Annotated in this window: 16 protein-coding genes and 1 tRNA gene; 12 read left to right on the forward strand and 5 right to left on the reverse strand. The window is 65.1% G+C overall.

The features are described from left to right. Positions 1–13: 13 nt before the first annotated feature. Together JQ617_RS03400 and JQ617_RS03405 are read right to left on the reverse strand one after the other, a co-directional pair. The gene (locus JQ617_RS03400; protein ID WP_212024407.1) at positions 14–466 is read right to left on the reverse strand and encodes a hypothetical protein; all 453 of its coding nucleotides are present in this window, start codon (positions 464–466) and stop codon (positions 14–16) included. A gap of 143 nt (positions 467–609) precedes the next feature. Next, entirely contained in the window at positions 610–2,019 is a 1,410-nt protein-coding gene (locus JQ617_RS03405) for a tyrosine-type recombinase/integrase (protein ID WP_212024409.1), read from the reverse strand. An 895-nt stretch (positions 2,020–2,914) separates the two neighbouring features. Between JQ617_RS03405 and JQ617_RS03410 the strand changes: the two genes are divergently transcribed. From JQ617_RS03410 to JQ617_RS03445, 8 genes are all read left to right on the forward strand, one after another. Next, positions 2,915–4,072: a thiolase family protein gene (locus JQ617_RS03410; protein WP_063682799.1), complete on the forward strand. Its 1,158-nt coding sequence runs from the start codon at positions 2,915–2,917 to the stop codon at positions 4,070–4,072. Beyond that, on the forward strand, positions 4,072–4,461 hold the full coding sequence (locus JQ617_RS03415) for a Zn-ribbon domain-containing OB-fold protein (RefSeq protein WP_015685453.1): 390 nt from the start codon (positions 4,072–4,074) through the stop codon (positions 4,459–4,461). Before JQ617_RS03410 ends, JQ617_RS03415 begins: the two co-directional genes overlap by 1 nt. Before the next feature lie 213 nt (positions 4,462–4,674). After that, positions 4,675–5,535 (forward strand): MaoC family dehydratase, encoded by an 861-nt coding sequence (locus JQ617_RS03420; RefSeq protein WP_145660300.1) that lies wholly within the window; start codon positions 4,675–4,677, stop codon positions 5,533–5,535. A 194-nt stretch (positions 5,536–5,729) separates the two neighbouring features. Further along, entirely contained in the window at positions 5,730–6,608 is an 879-nt protein-coding gene (locus JQ617_RS03425; protein ID WP_212024411.1) for an SDR family oxidoreductase, read from the forward strand. Positions 6,609–6,710: 102 nt separating this feature from the next. Then, positions 6,711–7,664 carry a dihydrodipicolinate synthase family protein gene (locus JQ617_RS03430; protein WP_212024412.1) on the forward strand — a complete coding sequence of 318 codons (954 nt, stop codon included), beginning with the start codon at positions 6,711–6,713 and terminating at the stop codon, positions 7,662–7,664. Positions 7,665–7,668: 4 nt separating this feature from the next. After that, positions 7,669–8,463 (forward strand): NUDIX hydrolase, encoded by a 795-nt coding sequence (locus tag JQ617_RS03435; RefSeq protein ID WP_212024414.1) that lies wholly within the window; start codon positions 7,669–7,671, stop codon positions 8,461–8,463. Between the two features lie 79 nt (positions 8,464–8,542). Beyond that, positions 8,543–9,457, forward strand: a complete 915-nt coding sequence (locus JQ617_RS03440) for a DMT family transporter (RefSeq protein WP_212024416.1) — start codon at positions 8,543–8,545, stop codon at positions 9,455–9,457. Between the two features lie 123 nt (positions 9,458–9,580). Then, entirely contained in the window at positions 9,581–12,268 is a 2,688-nt protein-coding gene (locus JQ617_RS03445; RefSeq protein ID WP_212024418.1) for a PAS domain S-box protein, read from the forward strand. Positions 12,269–12,285: 17 nt separating this feature from the next. Here the strand turns inward: JQ617_RS03445 and JQ617_RS03450 are convergent, their stop codons facing one another. Beyond that, the gene (locus JQ617_RS03450) at positions 12,286–12,639 is read right to left on the reverse strand and encodes a GrlR family regulatory protein (protein ID WP_212024420.1); all 354 of its coding nucleotides are present in this window, start codon (positions 12,637–12,639) and stop codon (positions 12,286–12,288) included. Between the two features lie 261 nt (positions 12,640–12,900). Between JQ617_RS03450 and JQ617_RS03455 the strand changes: the two genes are divergently transcribed. Beyond that, entirely contained in the window at positions 12,901–13,398 is a 498-nt protein-coding gene (locus JQ617_RS03455; protein ID WP_212024422.1) for a hypothetical protein, read from the forward strand. A 57-nt stretch (positions 13,399–13,455) separates the two neighbouring features. Here the strand turns inward: JQ617_RS03455 and JQ617_RS03460 are convergent, their stop codons facing one another. After that, on the reverse strand, positions 13,456–13,842 hold the full coding sequence (locus JQ617_RS03460) for a VOC family protein (protein WP_063682807.1): 387 nt from the start codon (positions 13,840–13,842) through the stop codon (positions 13,456–13,458). Between the two features lie 180 nt (positions 13,843–14,022). Between JQ617_RS03460 and JQ617_RS03465 the strand changes: the two genes are divergently transcribed. The 3 genes from JQ617_RS03465 (at position 14,023) to JQ617_RS03475 (ending at position 15,497) form a co-directional block, all read left to right on the forward strand. Then, positions 14,023–14,592 (forward strand): hypothetical protein, encoded by a 570-nt coding sequence (locus JQ617_RS03465; RefSeq protein ID WP_212024424.1) that lies wholly within the window; start codon positions 14,023–14,025, stop codon positions 14,590–14,592. A 172-nt stretch (positions 14,593–14,764) separates the two neighbouring features. Further along, positions 14,765–15,268, forward strand: coding sequence for a hypothetical protein (locus JQ617_RS03470; RefSeq protein ID WP_212024426.1), 504 nt, complete (start codon positions 14,765–14,767; stop codon positions 15,266–15,268). A 152-nt stretch (positions 15,269–15,420) separates the two neighbouring features. Beyond that, positions 15,421–15,497 (forward strand) — tRNA-Arg (locus JQ617_RS03475). A gap of 83 nt (positions 15,498–15,580) precedes the next feature. Here the strand turns inward: JQ617_RS03475 and JQ617_RS03480 are convergent. After that, the gene (locus tag JQ617_RS03480; protein ID WP_212024428.1) at positions 15,581–16,534 is read right to left on the reverse strand and encodes an AraC family transcriptional regulator; all 954 of its coding nucleotides are present in this window, start codon (positions 16,532–16,534) and stop codon (positions 15,581–15,583) included. Between the last annotated feature and the right edge of the window lie 35 nt (positions 16,535–16,569).

Genomic DNA, 16,569 nt, shown 5'->3' on the forward strand with positions numbered 1-16,569 from the left:
AACTCGGTTATCATCACCAAAGCTGGCGACAGAACCGCATATACTTTGCGAACAACGGTTGGCCAGTTTTGTAGAATTGCTCGATGCGACTCATCGCTTTGCGGCGGCGGCCCAGCGCCTCCGTTAGCTCTGTCGGCGAGAGACTTCCGCCAGCCATTTCGCTATCTGCGGTGCGGACATCTACTATGTCGTTCCAGAGCCTGTTGAGATAGTCATGAACGTCATCGCCGAAGAAGAAGTAGGCTCGTTCCATCATTTCGGTGAATTCGATTTCGCGGGCCTGATCGAATCCGGGTGACGAACTCACCATTTGTTGGACGGCCCTGCGGACAATTTGGAAAATGTCATGCCGCCGTTCGAATAGATCGAATGCGGCCTTATCTTGAGCCGTTCGCCACTGAAAGAAGCCGACCAGCGCGACAAAGAGCGCCGTGCCAGCCGCTACGGTCCATTGAATGACCTCCATTTGCCTCCCCCGTCCTGTCTCGGACATGTCTATCACAGGGGGCGTCCTATACTGCAACTGCTTGCAGCATTCCCCAGACAATGACAGCAAAAGCCCGGCCAGCGGCGAGCTGGCCGGGCCCGTGTTCTTGCTTGAGAGACTATTTAGGCTGCGAGGCGTAACCCTACTTGTTCAGTGGCCTTCGCCGTCACAGTCCCGACAATCCGCCGCAGCTCTGCCGCCACGCCGTCCAGAACCGCGCGTTTTTCCTTCATTCGCTGGGAATGATTGTAGACCTTGCCCGTGACAGTCGGCACGATCACATCACCCTTCCTGCTGACTGCATGGTCAAGGCACTTGGCGATAGCGGCATCGTCGAAGCCGAGGTCGCCCGCCAACGTCGCCGCCGTCCGCCGCAAATCGTGCGGCGTGAAACGCCGCAGGCCGAGCAGTTCGCACAGTCCGGGCGTCTTGGTCTTGTTCTTGTGTTTCTCGTGTTTTGTGCCCCGCAGCGCAGCAGCCATGGCTTTGCGATGGATGGGCTTGCCAGCGTAGATCGGGCTTTCGAAGACGAACTGCTGATTTTCCGAGATCAGCGCCTCTCTGATGATCTCGACCGCCAAATCGGACAGCGGCTGCTGGATCACCCGGCGCTTCTTGACCCGCTTCAAAGGCACATCGAAACGCGGATGCTCGCCGTTGAGGTCGAACAACTCGCTTCGGTGCGCTGGGAGAAGTTCGCTTGACCGCAGCATCGTGACCAACTCGAACTTGAGCGCGAGGCGTGTCCTCCGATCCCACGGCATGTCGTTGCGGTCGAGACCATGCCAGAACACCCGGATTTCATCTTCCGACAAGACCCGCGTGCGGGGATGCTCCGGGTCGAGCTTCGGCAGGTTGATGCAGGGGCTGGCGGTCACGTAGTCGCGGCCTGCTTCCGCCGCCCAGTTAAACAGGCCCGAGGCGGCTTTGCGCATGTGCCGCGCATTACTGACGGAGGGCTTTCCTCCGTGCTTGCCTGACACAATGTCGTTGGAGAGCGTGGCGATGTCGTGCTTGGTGACCTCCATGGCCAGCTTCTTGCCGAGGCGGGGGCTGAGGAACCGGCGCAGGTGGCTGGCAGTATTTTCCCAGCTTTCCAGCCGGGGCCGCTTCTCACCATCGGGCTTTCTGATCGGGGTCTTCATCCACTCGATCCGCTCCTCGATGATCTGATTGACCGTCTTGCCTCGCTTCAACTGACCCGCCTTCCGGTCGCGGAAGGTCTCGGAGAGTGCCTCGCCGCCCATGCCCTTGAGGCCGTAGACCCTGCTGCGGGCGTCCTCAACCGTAAAGGTCTCGGGATTGTAGACCCCGAGCCAACCGGTGCGCTGTTTGCCCGTCTGTCGGTCGGTGAACTTGAAGGAGAAGGTCGCAACACCGGCCGTGGTGATGCTGACATAAAGGCCGGGGCATTTGCGGTCGTAGATTTTCGTGCGTTCGGTCATCCGCTTCTCGCACATGCGGTCGGTCAGAATGACACTGGCCTTGCGACCCCGCTTGCGTGCGAGGGTGGCGACAATGGTAGTATTCATGTGGTTTCGGCTCCTGAGGCTTGAGACCAGAGGGCTCGGCTTTGAGGTCTTCAGTTTGTCGTGCGGACGCTGGACGCCTTAGGGCCGGGCCCTGATTTTGGCGAAAGTCGCTGAAAGCCGATGAGGGATGGTAGTGGAAAAACCCTTCGTTTGAAGGGGTTTGTTTCTTTCAGGACCTTTCACCGGCCATCAAAATATAGACGTGTGGTCCTGACGCCCGGGGTCTGTGCGTCAAGTCTTGCGGATCGCTCGCAAGGCGACGGGGGCAATAGTGCATCGCTCCCCGGGGAGAGCGCGACATAAGCCGTAAAGCCACTGCGCAGGGAAGGCCGGATGTTTGGCTTCACCTGTATGCCGCTGTGCAGCCTCTTGTAGCGCAACTCTCGCACAGTGGACCGTGGGTGCCCAGCCGGCACCCGGTCTTCCCTGCGCCCTCTGTTTCCGGAGGGAAGCAAGACGGAAGCAAAGCTCGGGCGAACGCGCCGCGAGGACGCGAAGCTGCGTCTGCGAGTTCGAGGCCGTAGGATGGGTAGAGCACTTGCGAAACCCATCACATTTCAGCACGCGAAAGCGAGTAGATGGGTTTCGCTTCGCTCTACCCATCCTACGGCACTGCTGCATGACCGTCACCCTGAGGTGCTCGCCTCTTCGGCGAGCCTCGAAGGGCGACGCCCGGCTGGGGCCGCGAGGAGTGCGCCGACACAGCTCGGCCGTGCATCCTTCGAGGCTCCCCAAGCGGCGCGCTGCGCCGCTTGCCTCGCACCTCAGGATGACGGTGCTGGTTTTGCGCCCACCCGCTGCCCTCTCGCGGGGCGGAATATTTCCGCGCTTGCCAATCCGGCCACCTCGGTTCAGAAAAAAGAGCCAAGAAGAAACGCGAGCGGAGACCTCTGTTTTGACCATCAAGGGCAAGGCCTACATTGCCGGGATCTACGAACACCCGACCCGGCATGCGCCGGACAAATCCACCGCCCAGCTCCACGCCGAGGTCGCCAAGGGCGCGATCGAGGATGCCGGGATCAGCAAGGATGACGTCGACGGCTATTTCTGCGCGGGCGATGCGCCCGGCGGCGCCTGGCCGATGGTCGACTATCTCGGCCTGAACACCAAGAAGCTGCGCCATGTCGATTCCACCGAGACCGGCGGCTGTTCCTACATCATCCATCTCGGCCATGCCGCCGAGGCGATCGCCGCGGGCAAGTGCTCGATCGCGCTGATCACGCTGGCGGGCAAGCCGCGCACCGGCGTGATGCCGCCGCGCGCAGCGGGCGCCGAGGTCGATTTCGAATCCGCTTACGGCGCGACCACGCACAATGCCTATGGCATGTGTGCCATGCGCCATATGCACGACTATGGCACCACCAGCGAACAGCTCGCCTGGATCAAGGTCGCGGCCTCGCATCATGCGCAATACAATCCGCATGCGATGCTCAAGGACGTCGTCACCGTCGAGGACGTCTTGAACTCGCCGATGATCTCCGATCCCCTGCACCGCATGGATTGCTGCGTCGTCTCCGACGGCGGCGGCGCGCTGATCGTGACGACGCCCGAGATTGCCAAGAGCCTGAAGAAGCCGCTGGTCAAGCTGATCGGCCATGGCGAGGCGATGAAGGGCCCGCGCGGCGGCAAGGATCTCGATCTCACTTACTCCGCCGGAATCTGGTCCGGCCCGCGTGCGTTCGAGGAAGCCGGCATCACGCCGAAGGACATCAAATACGCCTCGATCTACGACAGCTTCACCATCACGGTGCTGATGCAGCTCGAGGACCTCGGCTTCTGCAAGAAGGGCGAGGGCGGCAAGTTCGTCGCCGACGGCAATCTGATCTCGGGCGTCGGTAAGCTGCCGTTCAACACCGATGGCGGCGGCCTCTGCAGCAACCATCCCGTCAATCGCGGCGGCATGACCAAGATCATCGAAGCCGTCAGGCAGCTGCGTGGCGAGGCGCATCCGAAGGTTCAAGTGAAGAACTGCGATCTCGCCATCGCCCACGGCACCGGCGGCCTTCTCGGTGTTCGCCACGCCGCCTCGACGGCCATTCTGGAGCGCGTGTGATGAGCGAAGCAAAGAAATATCCGGCACCGGTGACCAATCCGGAAACCGCAGCGTTCTGGGATGCCGCGAAGCAGGGCAAGTTCATGATCAAGCGCTGCACCGCCTGCGGCGAGGCGCATTACTTCCCGCGCTCGATCTGTCCGTTCTGCTACTCCGACAAGACGGTGTGGGAGGAGGCCTCGGGCGAGGGCACGATCTACACCTGGAGCCTGATGCGGAAGTCGCCGACCGGCCCCTATGCCATCGGCTACGTCACGCTGAAGGAGGGGCCGTCGGTGCAGACCAACTTCGTCGACTGCGATCTCGAGAAGCTCAAGATCGGCCAGAAGGTGAAGGTGGTGTTCAAGCCCACGGACGGCGCGCCGCTGCCGTTCTTCACGGTGGCTTGATTGCTTTCTTCCTTCCCCCCTTGCGGGGGAAGGTGGCGCGAAGCGCCGGATGAGGGGTCTGTCTCCGCGGAGAGAGCTGTCGATGTGGAAGCAACCCCTCACCCAAATGAGTTCGCCGCACGGCGGCTCTCGCAGCCCTCTCCCGCAAGGGGAGAGGGCGCATTAACGAGCGCCGCTGCTCGCTGAGACGAATGCCGGGAGGAAACCAGAAAAATGTCCGCCAGATACGAAGAGCTCAAGGCCCTCAAGAACCTCGGCCAGAAATATGCCTATGGCGATCGCGAGGTCATGCTCTACGCCTACGGCATCGGCCTTGGCGCCGATCCGATGGATGAAAACGAGCTCGCCTTCGTCAACGAGGGCACGTTCACGCCGCGGCCGCTGAAGGTGGTGCCGACCTTTGCGTCCGTCGCCGCGTGGGGCTCGGGGCCGGGCGAGATGAATCTCAACCGCGTCATGGTGGTGGACGGCGAGCGCGACATCACCTTCCATCAGCCGCTGCCGGTCGCCGCGAACATCACGGCCGACTCCTCCGTGGTCGAGGTCTATGACAAGGGCAAGGACAAGGGCGTCGTCATCGCGCACCAGACCGTACTCAAGAACGAAAAGGGCGAGAAGCTGGCGACGCTGGTCGCCTCGCGCTTTGCCCGCGGCGACGGCGGCTTTGGCGGGCCGAACCTGACCCAGCCCGATCCGCACAAGATTCCCTCGCGCTCGCCCGACAAGACCATCGACATCGTCACGCGTCCCGACCAGGCGCTGGTCTATCGCCTCTGCGGCGACCGCAATCCGCTGCATTCCGATCCGGAGTTTGCGAAGAAGGCCGGCTTCCCGCGCCCGATCCTGCACGGCATGTGCACCTACGGCATCACCTGCCGCGGCGTGCTGCAGACCTATGCCGACTACGACGCCTCCGCCTTCCGCCAGCACGTCGCGCGGTTCTCGTCCCCGGTCTATCCCGGCGAGACCGTGACCATGGACCTCTGGAAGGACGGCAACACGATCTCGTTCGAAGCCAAGGTGAAGTCGCGCGGGGTGACGGTGATCAAGAACGGCAAGACGGTGCTGGGTTAATTCGGTCTCGTGCCCCGGACGCAGCGCAGCGCCCCTGGCGATGCGCAGCATCGTCCAGTGCGGTGCGCTGCAGAGCCGGGGCCCAGAAAGCCCAGGCGAAGAAAGAATTGGGTCCCGGCTCTGCGACGCAGCGCTTCACGCTGCATCGCGTCCGGGACACGCAAGAAAACAAAAACAAACAGGGAGAGGCCACCATGGGACTACTCGACGGCAAGGTTGCGCTGATCACCGGCGCGGGCGGGGGGCTCGGTGAGGCCTACGCAAAATTGTTCGCGCGGGAAGGGGCCTCGGTCGTCGTCAACGATCTCGGCGGGCCCCGTGACGGTTCCGGCGCCGACAAGTCGATGGCGCAGCTCGTGGTGGACGCGATCAAGGCCGAGGGCGGCAAGGCGGTCGCCAACGGTGCCGACATCTCCACCATGGAGGGCGGCCAGTCGGTGTTCGACGACGCCATCAAGCATTTCGGCCGCGCCGACATCCTGGTCAACAATGCCGGCATCCTGCGCGACCAGACCTTCTCCAAGGCCAGCGAATCCGACTGGGACAAGGTCATCAAGGTCCATTTGAAGGGTACCTTTTGTTGCACCATGCCGGTGTTTCGCTGGATGCGGGAAAACGGGGGCGGCGTCATCGTCAACACCTCCTCGACATCGGGCCTGATCGGCAATTTCGGCCAGACCAATTACGGCGCGGCCAAGGGCGGCATCTGGGGCCTGTCCAACGTGCTGGCGATCGAGGGCCGGAAGTACAACATCCGGATCTGGACCCTGGCCCCGGGTGCCCTGACCCGCATGACCGCAGACCTGCCCCGCTATAAGGAGAACCCCTCGGCGGCGCTGGGGCCGGACGGCATCGCGCCGGCCGTGCTATACATGGTCAGCGACTTGTCGGGCGACCAGACCGGCAAGGTGCTGGGCGTGTCCGGGCCCCGCGGCGTGCGCGAGATGCGGATGATGGAGATGGAAGGCTGGAAACCGCCGCATACGGGCTGGAACGCCCAGGACATCGTGGAGCATGCCAAGGAGATCTTCTTCTCCGAGGAGCAGATCAAGATGGGCGCGCGGAGGTTTTAGCCGTTGTTGTCGTTCCGGGGCACGCGCAGCGTGAACCCGGAACCTGGAGATTCCGGGTTCGCGCTGCGCGCGCCCCGAAATGACGGAGAAAGAGAGAGACTGATGAAACTGACCGCCGACGCCAAGGGCACCTTCGCAATCGCGCCGACGCCGTTCCACGATGACGGCCGGATCGACGAGCGCTCGATCGACCGCCTGACCGATTTCTACGAGGAGGTCGGCTGCGACGGCGTCACGGTGCTGGGCATCCTCGGCGAGGCCCCGAAGCTCGACGCCGCCGAGGCCGAGCAGGTGGCGGTGCGCTACGTCAAGCGCGCCAAGAAGATGCAGGTGATCGTCGGCGTCTCCGCGCCGGGCTTTGCCACCATGCGCTCGCTGGCCAAGGCCTCGATGGACGCGGGCGCGGCCGGCGTCATGATCGCGCCGCCGCCCTCGCTCCGCACCGACGACCAGATCACCGGCTATTTCAAGCAGGCGGCCGAGGCCATCGGGCCCGATATTCCGTGGGTGCTGCAGGACTATCCGCTGACGCTGTCGGTGGTGTTCACGCCGGCCGTGATCCGCAAGATCGTCATGGACAATCCGAACTGCGTGATGCTCAAGCACGAGGACTGGCCGGGCCTGGAGAAGATCTCGACGCTGCGCGGCTTCCAGAAGGACGGCTCGCTCCGCCCGCTGTCGATCCTGTGCGGCAATGGTGGCACGTTCCTCGACTTCGAGATGGAGCGCGGCGCCGACGGCGCGATGACCGGCTACGCCTTCCCCGAGCTGCTGATCGACGTCGTGAACCTCTCCAAGGCCGGCAAGCGCGATGCCGCGCATGACATCTTCGACGCCCATCTGCCGCTGATCCGCTACGAGCAGCAGCCCGGTGTCGGCCTGACCGTGCGCAAATACGTGCTGCAGAAGCGTGGCATCATCGCCTCCAGCGCGCAGCGCAAGCCCGGCGCGACGATAACGGCAACGGCGAAGGCCGAGGTCGACTATCTGCTGTCGCGCGTCGCCCGTTTCGACAAGCGCGCCAATCTCGGCCCGCAATCCAGCGCCGCAGGTTAGTTGCATGGCCGAGACATCAGCATCACGTCCGGCGTCGACGATCCTGCTGCTCCGCGACGGAGCCAAGGAGGTCGAGATCTTCATGATGGTTCGCCATCATCAGATCGAGTTCAACTCGGGCGCGCTGGTGTTTCCCGGTGGCAGCGTCGATGCCGGCGACAACGAGATCGTCGCCCGCGCCGACCTCTATTCCGGCGGCGAAGGCCTGAGTGAATCGGATCGCGGCTTTCGTATCGCCGCGATCCGCGAGACGTTTGAGGAGAGCGGCATCCTGCTGGCGCGCGCGAAGGACTCGGGCGCGCCCGTCGATGCCAAGCGTGCCGGCGAGATCGCGGACAAGCATCGCATTGCGCTCAACGAGCACAAGATCAGCTTCCTGAAAATCCTCGACGACAACGGCCTCCAGCTCGCCCTCGATACGCTGGTGCCGTACGCGCACTGGATCACGCCCGAGGGCATGCCGAAGCGGTTCGACACCTGGTTTTTCCTCGCCGCGGCACCGCCCGACCAGCTCGGCGCGCATGATGGCCGCGAGTCGACCGACTCGATCTGGCTCTCGGCGCGCGAGGCGGTGGAGGGCGGCGAGAGCGGCCGCTTCAAGCTGCCGTTCCCGACCACGCGCAACCTGATCCGGCTGGCTAAGCAGGGCAGCGTGAGCGCCGCGCTCGACCACGCCAGGGGCATGTCCATCGTCACGGTGATGCCGGTCATGACCAAGACTGCAACCGGCCGCCAGCTCCGCATTCCCCGCGAGGCCGGCTATGACGGCGAGGTGTTCGAGGTCGGCGCGGTCGGCTGATATACTTCGACACGCAGCGAAGTATCGGCGCGCGCGGACGCGCTAGGTTCCGTCCAACGCGGAATGGACGGGACGCCCAATGGACAGCAAGCAGGACACCAACATCGCCGTCGAGCTGGCGCTGCTGGTCGCGCTGGCAACGCTCTGGGGCGGCTCCTACACTTTCATCAAGCTCGGCGTCGCCACCATCCCGCCGATCACGCTGATCGCGGCGCGCACCGCGATCGCCGGGCTGCTGCTGCTCCTCGTCATGTGGGCGCGGGGCATCAGCATGCCGACGGATGCGGCGACCTGGCAGCGCTTCGCGTTCCAGGCCGTGCTCAACAGCGTCATCCCCTGGACGCTGATCGCCTGGGGCGAGCGCCATGTCGATGCGGCGCTTGCCACCATCCTCAACTCGGCCGGCCCGATCTTCACGTTCCTGCTGACCGCGATCGTCACCCGCCACGAGGCGACCACGGCGCGAAAGCTGTTCGGCGTGGTGGCCGGCATGGCCGGCATCCTGCTGATCGTCGGCACCGATGCCTTCCACGACATCGGCGGCGGCATCATCGCGGAGGCCGCGATCGTCGCCGCCACCATCTGCTATGCCTGCGCCGCGATCTTCGGCCGCAGCTTCAAGGGGCTCGATCCGATGGCGCCCGCGGCCGGCTCGCTGCTGGCGGGGGCGGCGGTCCTGATCCCGGCCTCGCTGGCCGTCGAGCAGCCCTGGACGGTGTCGCCCTCGCTCAGTTCCGTGCTGGCGTTGCTCGCGCTCGCGGTGTTCTCGACCGCGGCCGCGTTTGCGATCTACTTCCGCCTGATCCAGACCCTGGGCTCGGTCGGCACCACCGCGCAGGCCTATCTGCGCGTCCCGATCGGGGTCGCCATCAGCGTCGCCTTCCTCGGCGAAACCCTGAGCCGGACCGCCTGGATCGGGCTTGCCTGCGTCGTCCTCGGCGTTGCTGCCATGACGATCCCGGCCGGATGGCGGGCCAGCGTCAAAACGTCATAAACCGGACGCGGAAAGGGGGCCAAGTACCCAGATATTAAGGATGTTCCGGGGCGGCAGGCATGTTCCCCCGAGCCGGCAATATCGTATATTGGGCTTCCAGCAGCCCGGTCCTCAACGCAACCAATGTCCGCCGAATTGACGCCGCCCCCCGAGAAAAAGCGAATCTTTTCGCTGTCCATCGGCCAGTTGACGTTCGGAAGCTTCATCCTGGTGCTGGCGGTGATCATCGTCACCTCGGCCGCAAGCGTGATCGCGATCCGCCACATCGACACGACCTTTGCCGAGCTGCAGCGGCTCCAGAGCGTCGGCGACCTCGCCGAGGACATCGACCGCCGCATGAACGAGCTGCGGCTCGCCGCCCGCGACTTCGTCACCGATCCCGGCGCCGGCATCCAGTTCAAGCAGGTGGGAGAGGCGGCCTCCACCCTCAGCGACATCCTGAAGAAGACCCGTATCGAGCTCGCGCCCGAGCAGCAGGACATGATCGACGGGGTCACCGAGCGGCTTGCAACCTATCGCAACGGCCTCGAGCGGATCTCGACCCTGATCGACCGCCGCGCCCAGTTGCTCGCCGGCCTGCCGCCGCTGCGCGACCGGTTCGACGCGGCCGTCGCCGGCACCGCCGACCGCGAGCTGGCGTCCCGCCTGTCGGAGGCGCAGAGTCGGATCGCGCTCGGCCTGCTCGCGCGCAACCCGTCCGCGGCCGAGCAGTCCGCGCAGAGCATGCGGGCGATGGACATCGTCGATCCCGGGCTGAGGGCGGCCGTGAACGACTACGCCGAGGCGATCATGGCGGTGGCCGTCCGGGAACGGCAGATCGCCGACATCGACCGCGAGGTGCTGGGCACCGAGGGCCGGCTGATCGGCCGCGTCACCGAATTGCTGCGCGAGGTTTCAGCCCGCCGCGGCCACGTGCTGTCGCGCGATTTTGCCCGTACGCTGACCGAGGCACGCTGGCAGAGCATCGTGCTCGGCTCGATCGGCGTGCTGATCGGCATCCTCGCCGCCGCTTTCGTGGTGGGGCGAACGGTGCGTCCGCTGGCCCAGATCGCGCGGTCCATCCGCGCGCTTGCGGCCGGGCAGAAGGACACCTCGATCCCGTCGGCCGATCTCGACAACGAGATCGGCGACATCGCGCGGGCCGCCGAAGTGTTCCGCCGCGCGCTGGAGGAGGCCGACACCGCGCGCGAGGCGGCGGTGCGCGCGCTCACCGAGCAGCGGCTGGCCGAAGAGAGTTACCGCAAGCTGTTCGAGGGCTCGGTCGACGGCATCTATGTCACGACGCCGGCGGGCGATCTCCTCAACGCCAATCCGGCGCTGGCACGGATGATGGGCTATGACAGCCCGCAGCAGCTGATCGACAGCATCAACGACATCGCCCACACCATCTACGTCCATCCCGAGGCGCGCGACGAATATCAGCGGCTGATGGCGCGGGACGGCATCGTGCGCGAATTCGAGTACCAGGTGCGCCAGCGCAGCGGCAACGTCCTCTGGCTCTCCGACAGTGCCACGGGCGTGCGGGACGAGCAGGGCAATATCGTCCGCTACGAGGGCACGCTGCGCGACATCACCGACCAGAAGCGGGCGGAAGACGCCATCGCCGAAGGCCGGCGTCTGCTCCAGCAGGTCATCGACACGGTGCCCGCGGTCATCAACGTCAAGAACCGCGACCTGCGCTACGTGCTGATGAACCGTTACATGGCCGGCATCTTCGGCATCGAGCCCGGCGATGCGCTCGGCCGCACCACGGCCGACCTGATGTCGCGCTACGGCGCGGCCAAGTCCGACGAAAGCGACAAGCGGGTGCTCAAGCTTCGCAAGGGGCTCGGTTTCTACGAGGAGGAGTACAAGGACTCGTCCGGTCACATGCGGCAATGGCTGGTCAACAAGCTGCCGCTGCTCGATGCCGAGGGCGAGATCGAGCGCATCGTCACCGTTGCGCTCGACATCGGCGAGCGCAAGCGCGGCGAGCAGGAGATGCGCAAAGCCAAGGAAGCCGCCGAGACCGCGCTGCGCAATCTGCGCGAGACCCAGGCCTCGCTGATCGAGGCGGAGAAGCTCGCGGCGCTTGGACGTCTGGTCGCCGGCGTCGCGCACGAGGTCAACAATCCCGTCGGCATCAGCCTCACGGTCGCCTCCGCACTGGAGCGCAAGACCGCGTTGTTTACCTCCGAGGTCGAGCGCGGCGAGCTGCGCCGCTCCACGCTCAACGACTTCCTCAACACCAGTCGCGACGCGTCCTCGCAGCTCGTCTCCAATCTCAACCGTGCCGCCGAGCTGATCCAGTCGTTCAAGCAGGTCGCGGCCGACCGCAATTATTCGGACCAGCGCAGCTTCGACCTCGGCGACCTCACCGAGCAGGTGGTGATGAGCCTGCGGCCGGGCCTCCGTAAGCACAACCTGACGCTCAACGTCGAGTGCCAGCCGGATCTGACCATGAACAGCTATCCCGGGCCGTACGGGCAGGTGCTGACCAATCTGTTCCTCAATTCGGTCGCGCACGCCTTTCCGGACGGCCGGCCGGGGACGATCGACATCCAGGTGCGCGAGTCCGGCAAGGACAATGTCGAGATCATCTTTTCCGACAATGGCTGCGGCATGTCGCTCGACGTTCGCCGCCGCGCCTTCGATCCGTTTTTCACGACGCGGCGCGACCAGGGCGGCACCGGCCTCGGCCTGCACATCGTCTACAGCATCGTCACCAATCGCCTGGGCGGCCGGCTCGACCTGGATTCCGAACCGGGCGGGGGCACGCGCATCCAGATGATCCTGCCGCGCACCGCGCCACTGGAGCAGGCGGCGGAGTGATGTAGTCGGCTGGTGATCTAGTCGGCTTCGGCGAGCTTGTGCAGGGTGGCGCCGAAAATCAGGCTGGCCTTGCCGACGAGTGCGGTGCCCGTCATCTCCGCGCGCGTGTCGGTGTAGGTGCCGCTGACGCCGATGCCGACCGGAGCAGGACCGCCGAACAGCGGATTGTCATCGCCGCGCGGCGAGGTGTGCCGTTGCACCAGCACCTCGCCCTTGAAGGTGTGGTCGTCCTTCACCACGTAGCTGCCGGTGTAATAGAGATAGGCGTCGCCGCCAAGAATCTTGCCGTCGCGGAAAAGAATCACGCCGCTGCCCTTGCCAACTCGACCATCGAGCAGCGTGACGTGGATCGAATAGAGGCCGTTCTTCATCACGTCCCGTCGGCCGGCCGCCATCGCCCAATGGCGTAACCGGTCCTGCTTTTATGCCAAAGCCGATCCCGTCGCGCAACGCGGCAGTTTGCCGGCGGGCAAGCCTTTTGTCTGAGCGCGGACCGTAATTGTCCCGACTTGTCTGTGACTTCGATATGACGGTCTCATCATGAGGCGAGGCCAGTCACTGCGAATCAAGTTTGGCCCGCGAAATGCATAACCATTGTTGCACTGGCCGCGGGGTGCTGGAGCAAGACAAACGTGAGCAACTGGATCGATTCCGGCGGCGATGAGCCGCGTCTGTACAGTGCGCGTCCCACGAATTGCAAAAGCGAAGTATGGCGAATTGGCAGAGCGACACGCCGGCGAGGCGTGACGCGGCTGGCTTGCGCCGCAGCTCTGATCGCGCTCGCAGCGCCCTTGGGGCATGCACGCGACCGGGGGCAATTCGTCAACACCAATGCCGATTTGAAGGCCTGGTTCGACGGCCTGCGAAGTGCCAAGGGGCCGTGTTGCTCCGACGCCGACGGCTCGGCGCTCTCCGATACCGATTGGGAGAGCAAGGACGGGCACTATCGTGTCCGCGTCCCGCGCCACGGCGACGCGCGCGACGGCCAGCAGCAGGAACTCGTCTGGGTCGACGTGCCCGAGGAAGCGGTGATCTCGGAGCCGAACCGGGTGGGGCGCACCATGGTGTGGCCGATCTACGGCTACATGGGTGTCACCATCCGCTGCTTCATGCCGGGCAGCATGACATAAGCGCGCCAGGCGGCACACCGCCCGGTCGCGCTGTTGCTTGACGCGGCTCGCGCGGTGTCAGGTGTATTTCTTGTCGCGCTCGAGCAGCTCGATGGAGATGCCTTCGGGGCCGCGGATGAAGCAAATGCGCACGCCGGGCCGGATGGTGGTCGGCTCGCGCGTGAAGGTGACGCCCTTCGCCTTGATCTCGGCCGCGACGGCGTCGATGTCCTTCACCGTCAGGCCGAAATGATCGAGGCCCTGATGCGGGTGCGGGGGCGGCGGGTTGACGGCATTGTCGCCCTCGAGCGGGGCGATGAAGATTTTTGCGCCGCCGAGATTGACGTCGATCCGTCCCGGCGCGCGCACGATCTCGCCACCGAGAATGTCCCGCAGCCAAGCCGCCGTGGCCTCCGGATCGGGGCTGCGCAGATGGACGTGATCCCAGGTGACGGCGATTGGCATTTCGTATTCTCCCGACGGGTCTTTCGATGTTGCGGCGCATGTTAGCGGTCCGGGCCGGTAATCACCACCGTCCCCCGACTCGCCTAAAGCGCGCGGGAACCTTAGTTCCTCTCCCGGGTTAAGGTAAGCAGTGGACCACTGCGTCGTGCAACGCAGTTCGGCGGCAATCGGTGGTGAACCATGAATGCCAGGCTTGACCGGATCGGCTTGGGACGCTTTGCCGAGACCGGCGAGCGACTGGCCCGGGCCGTGACGGTTGCGAGCGTCTCGTTCGGCCGAGGCTTGCTGTGGCTGCTGGCGGCCGTCATCGTCGGTTGCGGCATCTGGATGCTGATGCCGTTCTCCAAGGGCAACAGCACCGAGCCGGTCAAGTCGGACGTGGCAGCCGCCGAGGCGGCTGCTCCGGGCGATGCGGCGGCGGTCTCGCCTGAGGCTGCAGCTCCGGTTGCCGCGGCGGCAGAACTGGATCGTCTCAGGATTTCATCGCAGACTTGGCGGCGTGGCGGCCTCGGCTCGAGGGCGCTGGTGACGTTCACCGTGCGAAATGACAACGACTATGCCGTAACAGATGTCGAGATCGTCTGCGCCTTCACGCGTCGCGACGGCACGCCTCTCACGGCTCGCAGCCGCGTGCTCACGGACACCGTCAGCATGAAGAGCCGCAAGACCTTCGCCCGCATTCCGGTCGGCTACGTCAACGTTAACGCCGATCAGGCGAAGTGCTCGCTGGTTGCTGCACGGCGGGCGTAAGGGCGCGGCGTTCACCGGTAGCGGAAAAGTTACCGTGTGCGGATGGGGTCCCGGTCTTGGGGAAAAACTTCTCGGCGCTATTTGAACCCAAGGGCCGGGCCAGGAACCAATCAGAGTATCGCCTGTTAAGGCGGAGAGCCCACGCGGGGATGCGGGGGGCGGAGTGCGGCCAATGCCCATCTTTCGGTATTTCGTGTTTGTCGGCGGAGCGTTGCTCGCGCTGCTGTTGGCGGTGAGCTTCGTTGCGCCGGCTTCGTCCGTGACGCAGGCCGTCGCGACCGCAAGCAACGACCAGCCGTTGATCCGGATCCGGTCCGATCGCCATCTGCCCGAGCGCGTCGTGCTCGACACCAGCCAACCGACCATTGCCCCGTCCGCGGTGAAGACCGCCGCGGTCGCAGCGCCGCAGCCGCCGGATGCCGCCTCGGCAGCGGCCCTGGCGGAGATGTCGGCCAAGGCGCGGGTGCGCGATACCTTTGCCCAGTTCACACCGGGATCGCAGGCTGATGCCGCCGCGGTCAAGAAGGCCGATGCCAAGCCGCAGCAGGCTCCGCCCAAGCGCAAGGTCGCCAGGGCGCATCCGGCCCCCCAATATCAATATGGCGGGCCGCAATATGGCCGGCCGATGATGGTGGCCCAGCAGCCGCATTTCGGCCTCTTCAACACGACCTGGTGACAAGCCGGTCATGACCCGCCTCGATCGAGGCGGGGAGGGCTTTTTATTGGCCTGCCTCTCTGCTAATTCGAACGCGTCCGAACGCCGTCCGGTGCGCTGGCTCGCCAGTCACGGTCCCGCGCGTCTCGGTTGCGGCCCGATCCCGGGCCAGGGCGCTCGTAGCTCAGCTGGATAGAGCATCGGATTTCGATTCCGAGGGTCGGAGGTTCGAATCCTTCCGAGCGCGCCAGCCCTTCCTGGTCCCACCACCGTCGCATTCCCGGGCAATGCCGAGGCCGGACGGCTCCGCCGCCGCTTGCGGCGTCGGCCGGTCTAAAGACCGGTGCGCCGTCCCCGTGCCAGCGTGTCCGAGGGGGCCTCGTGGAAGGTCGCGCGGTAGGCCGCCGCAAACTCTCCCATGTGATGGAAGCCCTGGGCGCGCGCGCAGGTGGCGACGCTGGCGCCGCCGCCCTTGAGCAGCCGGGCACGGGTCGCCCACAGCCGCTTCAGCCGGATGTACTGGTGCAGGCTCATGCCGCGGACCTTGCTGACGGCGCCGCTGAGCGTGCGGACCGAGACGCCGAACTCGCCAGCGAGATCGGCCGTATAGATCGGCGAGGTCGGATAGGCCGCGACGTAATCATCGATCCGCTGCACCAGCTTGGTCGACCGCCCGCCCTGGACCGAGGTGCCCCGGTCCGGACCCATCCCGATCCGGAACAGATCGTCGAGCGCGAGCAGCAGGCCTTCCTGCAGGTGCGAGGCCGCCTCGGTGGTCTCGAACAGGAACGGCTGCACGGAGGCGGTTCGCAGGATGTCGAGCACGAGCTGGCGCGTGTGGAGCAGCGCGGCCCGGTTCGCGGCATAGGCCCGCAAATCGTCGGCGTGATCGAACCAGCCCCGGTCTTTCAGGCCCGGCGAGAGGATGATCATCGCGTGATGGTTGGTCTGGGGCTCGACGAAATGGCACTCGTCGTTGCCGCGGAGCGCAACGAAAGAACGGGCATCGAGATCCATGCCCTTGGAATTGACCTGAAGGTCGTCGGTCATCGACAGGATCACCATCCCGCCCGGCATCCGATAGGCCGCATCGAGGATGCGCGCGAAGGAGCGCATCACGATGATGCGGCAGGCCGGCAGCGAGACGACGGCGCGGGCAGCCGCAAAACCGGTCACGTCGAGCGGAATGCTTCTCGCATCCTCCATCGACTCGATCGGCCTGAAGGCATCGACGTCGGCAAAGCCGATCAGTTGAAGCGCGGAGGACGGGACAAGGGCATCGAACATGCGTCTGGCCGTTGCTGCAATGTGACAATTAAATG

This window comes from Bradyrhizobium sp. KB893862 SZCCT0404 (assembly GCF_018130885.1).
In the GTDB taxonomy this organism is placed as follows: domain Bacteria; phylum Pseudomonadota; class Alphaproteobacteria; order Rhizobiales; family Xanthobacteraceae; genus Bradyrhizobium; species Bradyrhizobium stylosanthis.

Coding starts and splice junctions, on each gene's coding strand:
- JQ617_RS03480 (WP_212024428.1), bottom strand. CDS start 16,534: ATGTTCGATGCCCTTGTCCCGTCCTCCGCGCTTCAACTGATCGGCTTT.
- JQ617_RS03435 (WP_212024414.1), top strand. CDS start 7,669: ATGGCCGAGACATCAGCATCACGTCCGGCGTCGACGATCCTGCTGCTC.
- JQ617_RS03460 (WP_063682807.1), bottom strand. CDS start 13,842: ATGCCAATCGCCGTCACCTGGGATCACGTCCATCTGCGCAGCCCCGAT.
- JQ617_RS03470 (WP_212024426.1), top strand. CDS start 14,765: ATGCCCATCTTTCGGTATTTCGTGTTTGTCGGCGGAGCGTTGCTCGCG.
- JQ617_RS03420 (WP_145660300.1), top strand. CDS start 4,675: ATGTCCGCCAGATACGAAGAGCTCAAGGCCCTCAAGAACCTCGGCCAG.
- JQ617_RS03440 (WP_212024416.1), top strand. CDS start 8,543: ATGGACAGCAAGCAGGACACCAACATCGCCGTCGAGCTGGCGCTGCTG.
- JQ617_RS03430 (WP_212024412.1), top strand. CDS start 6,711: ATGAAACTGACCGCCGACGCCAAGGGCACCTTCGCAATCGCGCCGACG.
- JQ617_RS03400 (WP_212024407.1), bottom strand. CDS start 466: ATGGAGGTCATTCAATGGACCGTAGCGGCTGGCACGGCGCTCTTTGTC.
- JQ617_RS03445 (WP_212024418.1), top strand. CDS start 9,581: ATGTCCGCCGAATTGACGCCGCCCCCCGAGAAAAAGCGAATCTTTTCG.
- JQ617_RS03425 (WP_212024411.1), top strand. CDS start 5,730: ATGGGACTACTCGACGGCAAGGTTGCGCTGATCACCGGCGCGGGCGGG.
- JQ617_RS03450 (WP_212024420.1), bottom strand. CDS start 12,639: ATGAAGAACGGCCTCTATTCGATCCACGTCACGCTGCTCGATGGTCGA.
- JQ617_RS03415 (WP_015685453.1), top strand. CDS start 4,072: ATGAGCGAAGCAAAGAAATATCCGGCACCGGTGACCAATCCGGAAACC.
- JQ617_RS03465 (WP_212024424.1), top strand. CDS start 14,023: ATGAATGCCAGGCTTGACCGGATCGGCTTGGGACGCTTTGCCGAGACC.
- JQ617_RS03405 (WP_212024409.1), bottom strand. CDS start 2,019: ATGAATACTACCATTGTCGCCACCCTCGCACGCAAGCGGGGTCGCAAG.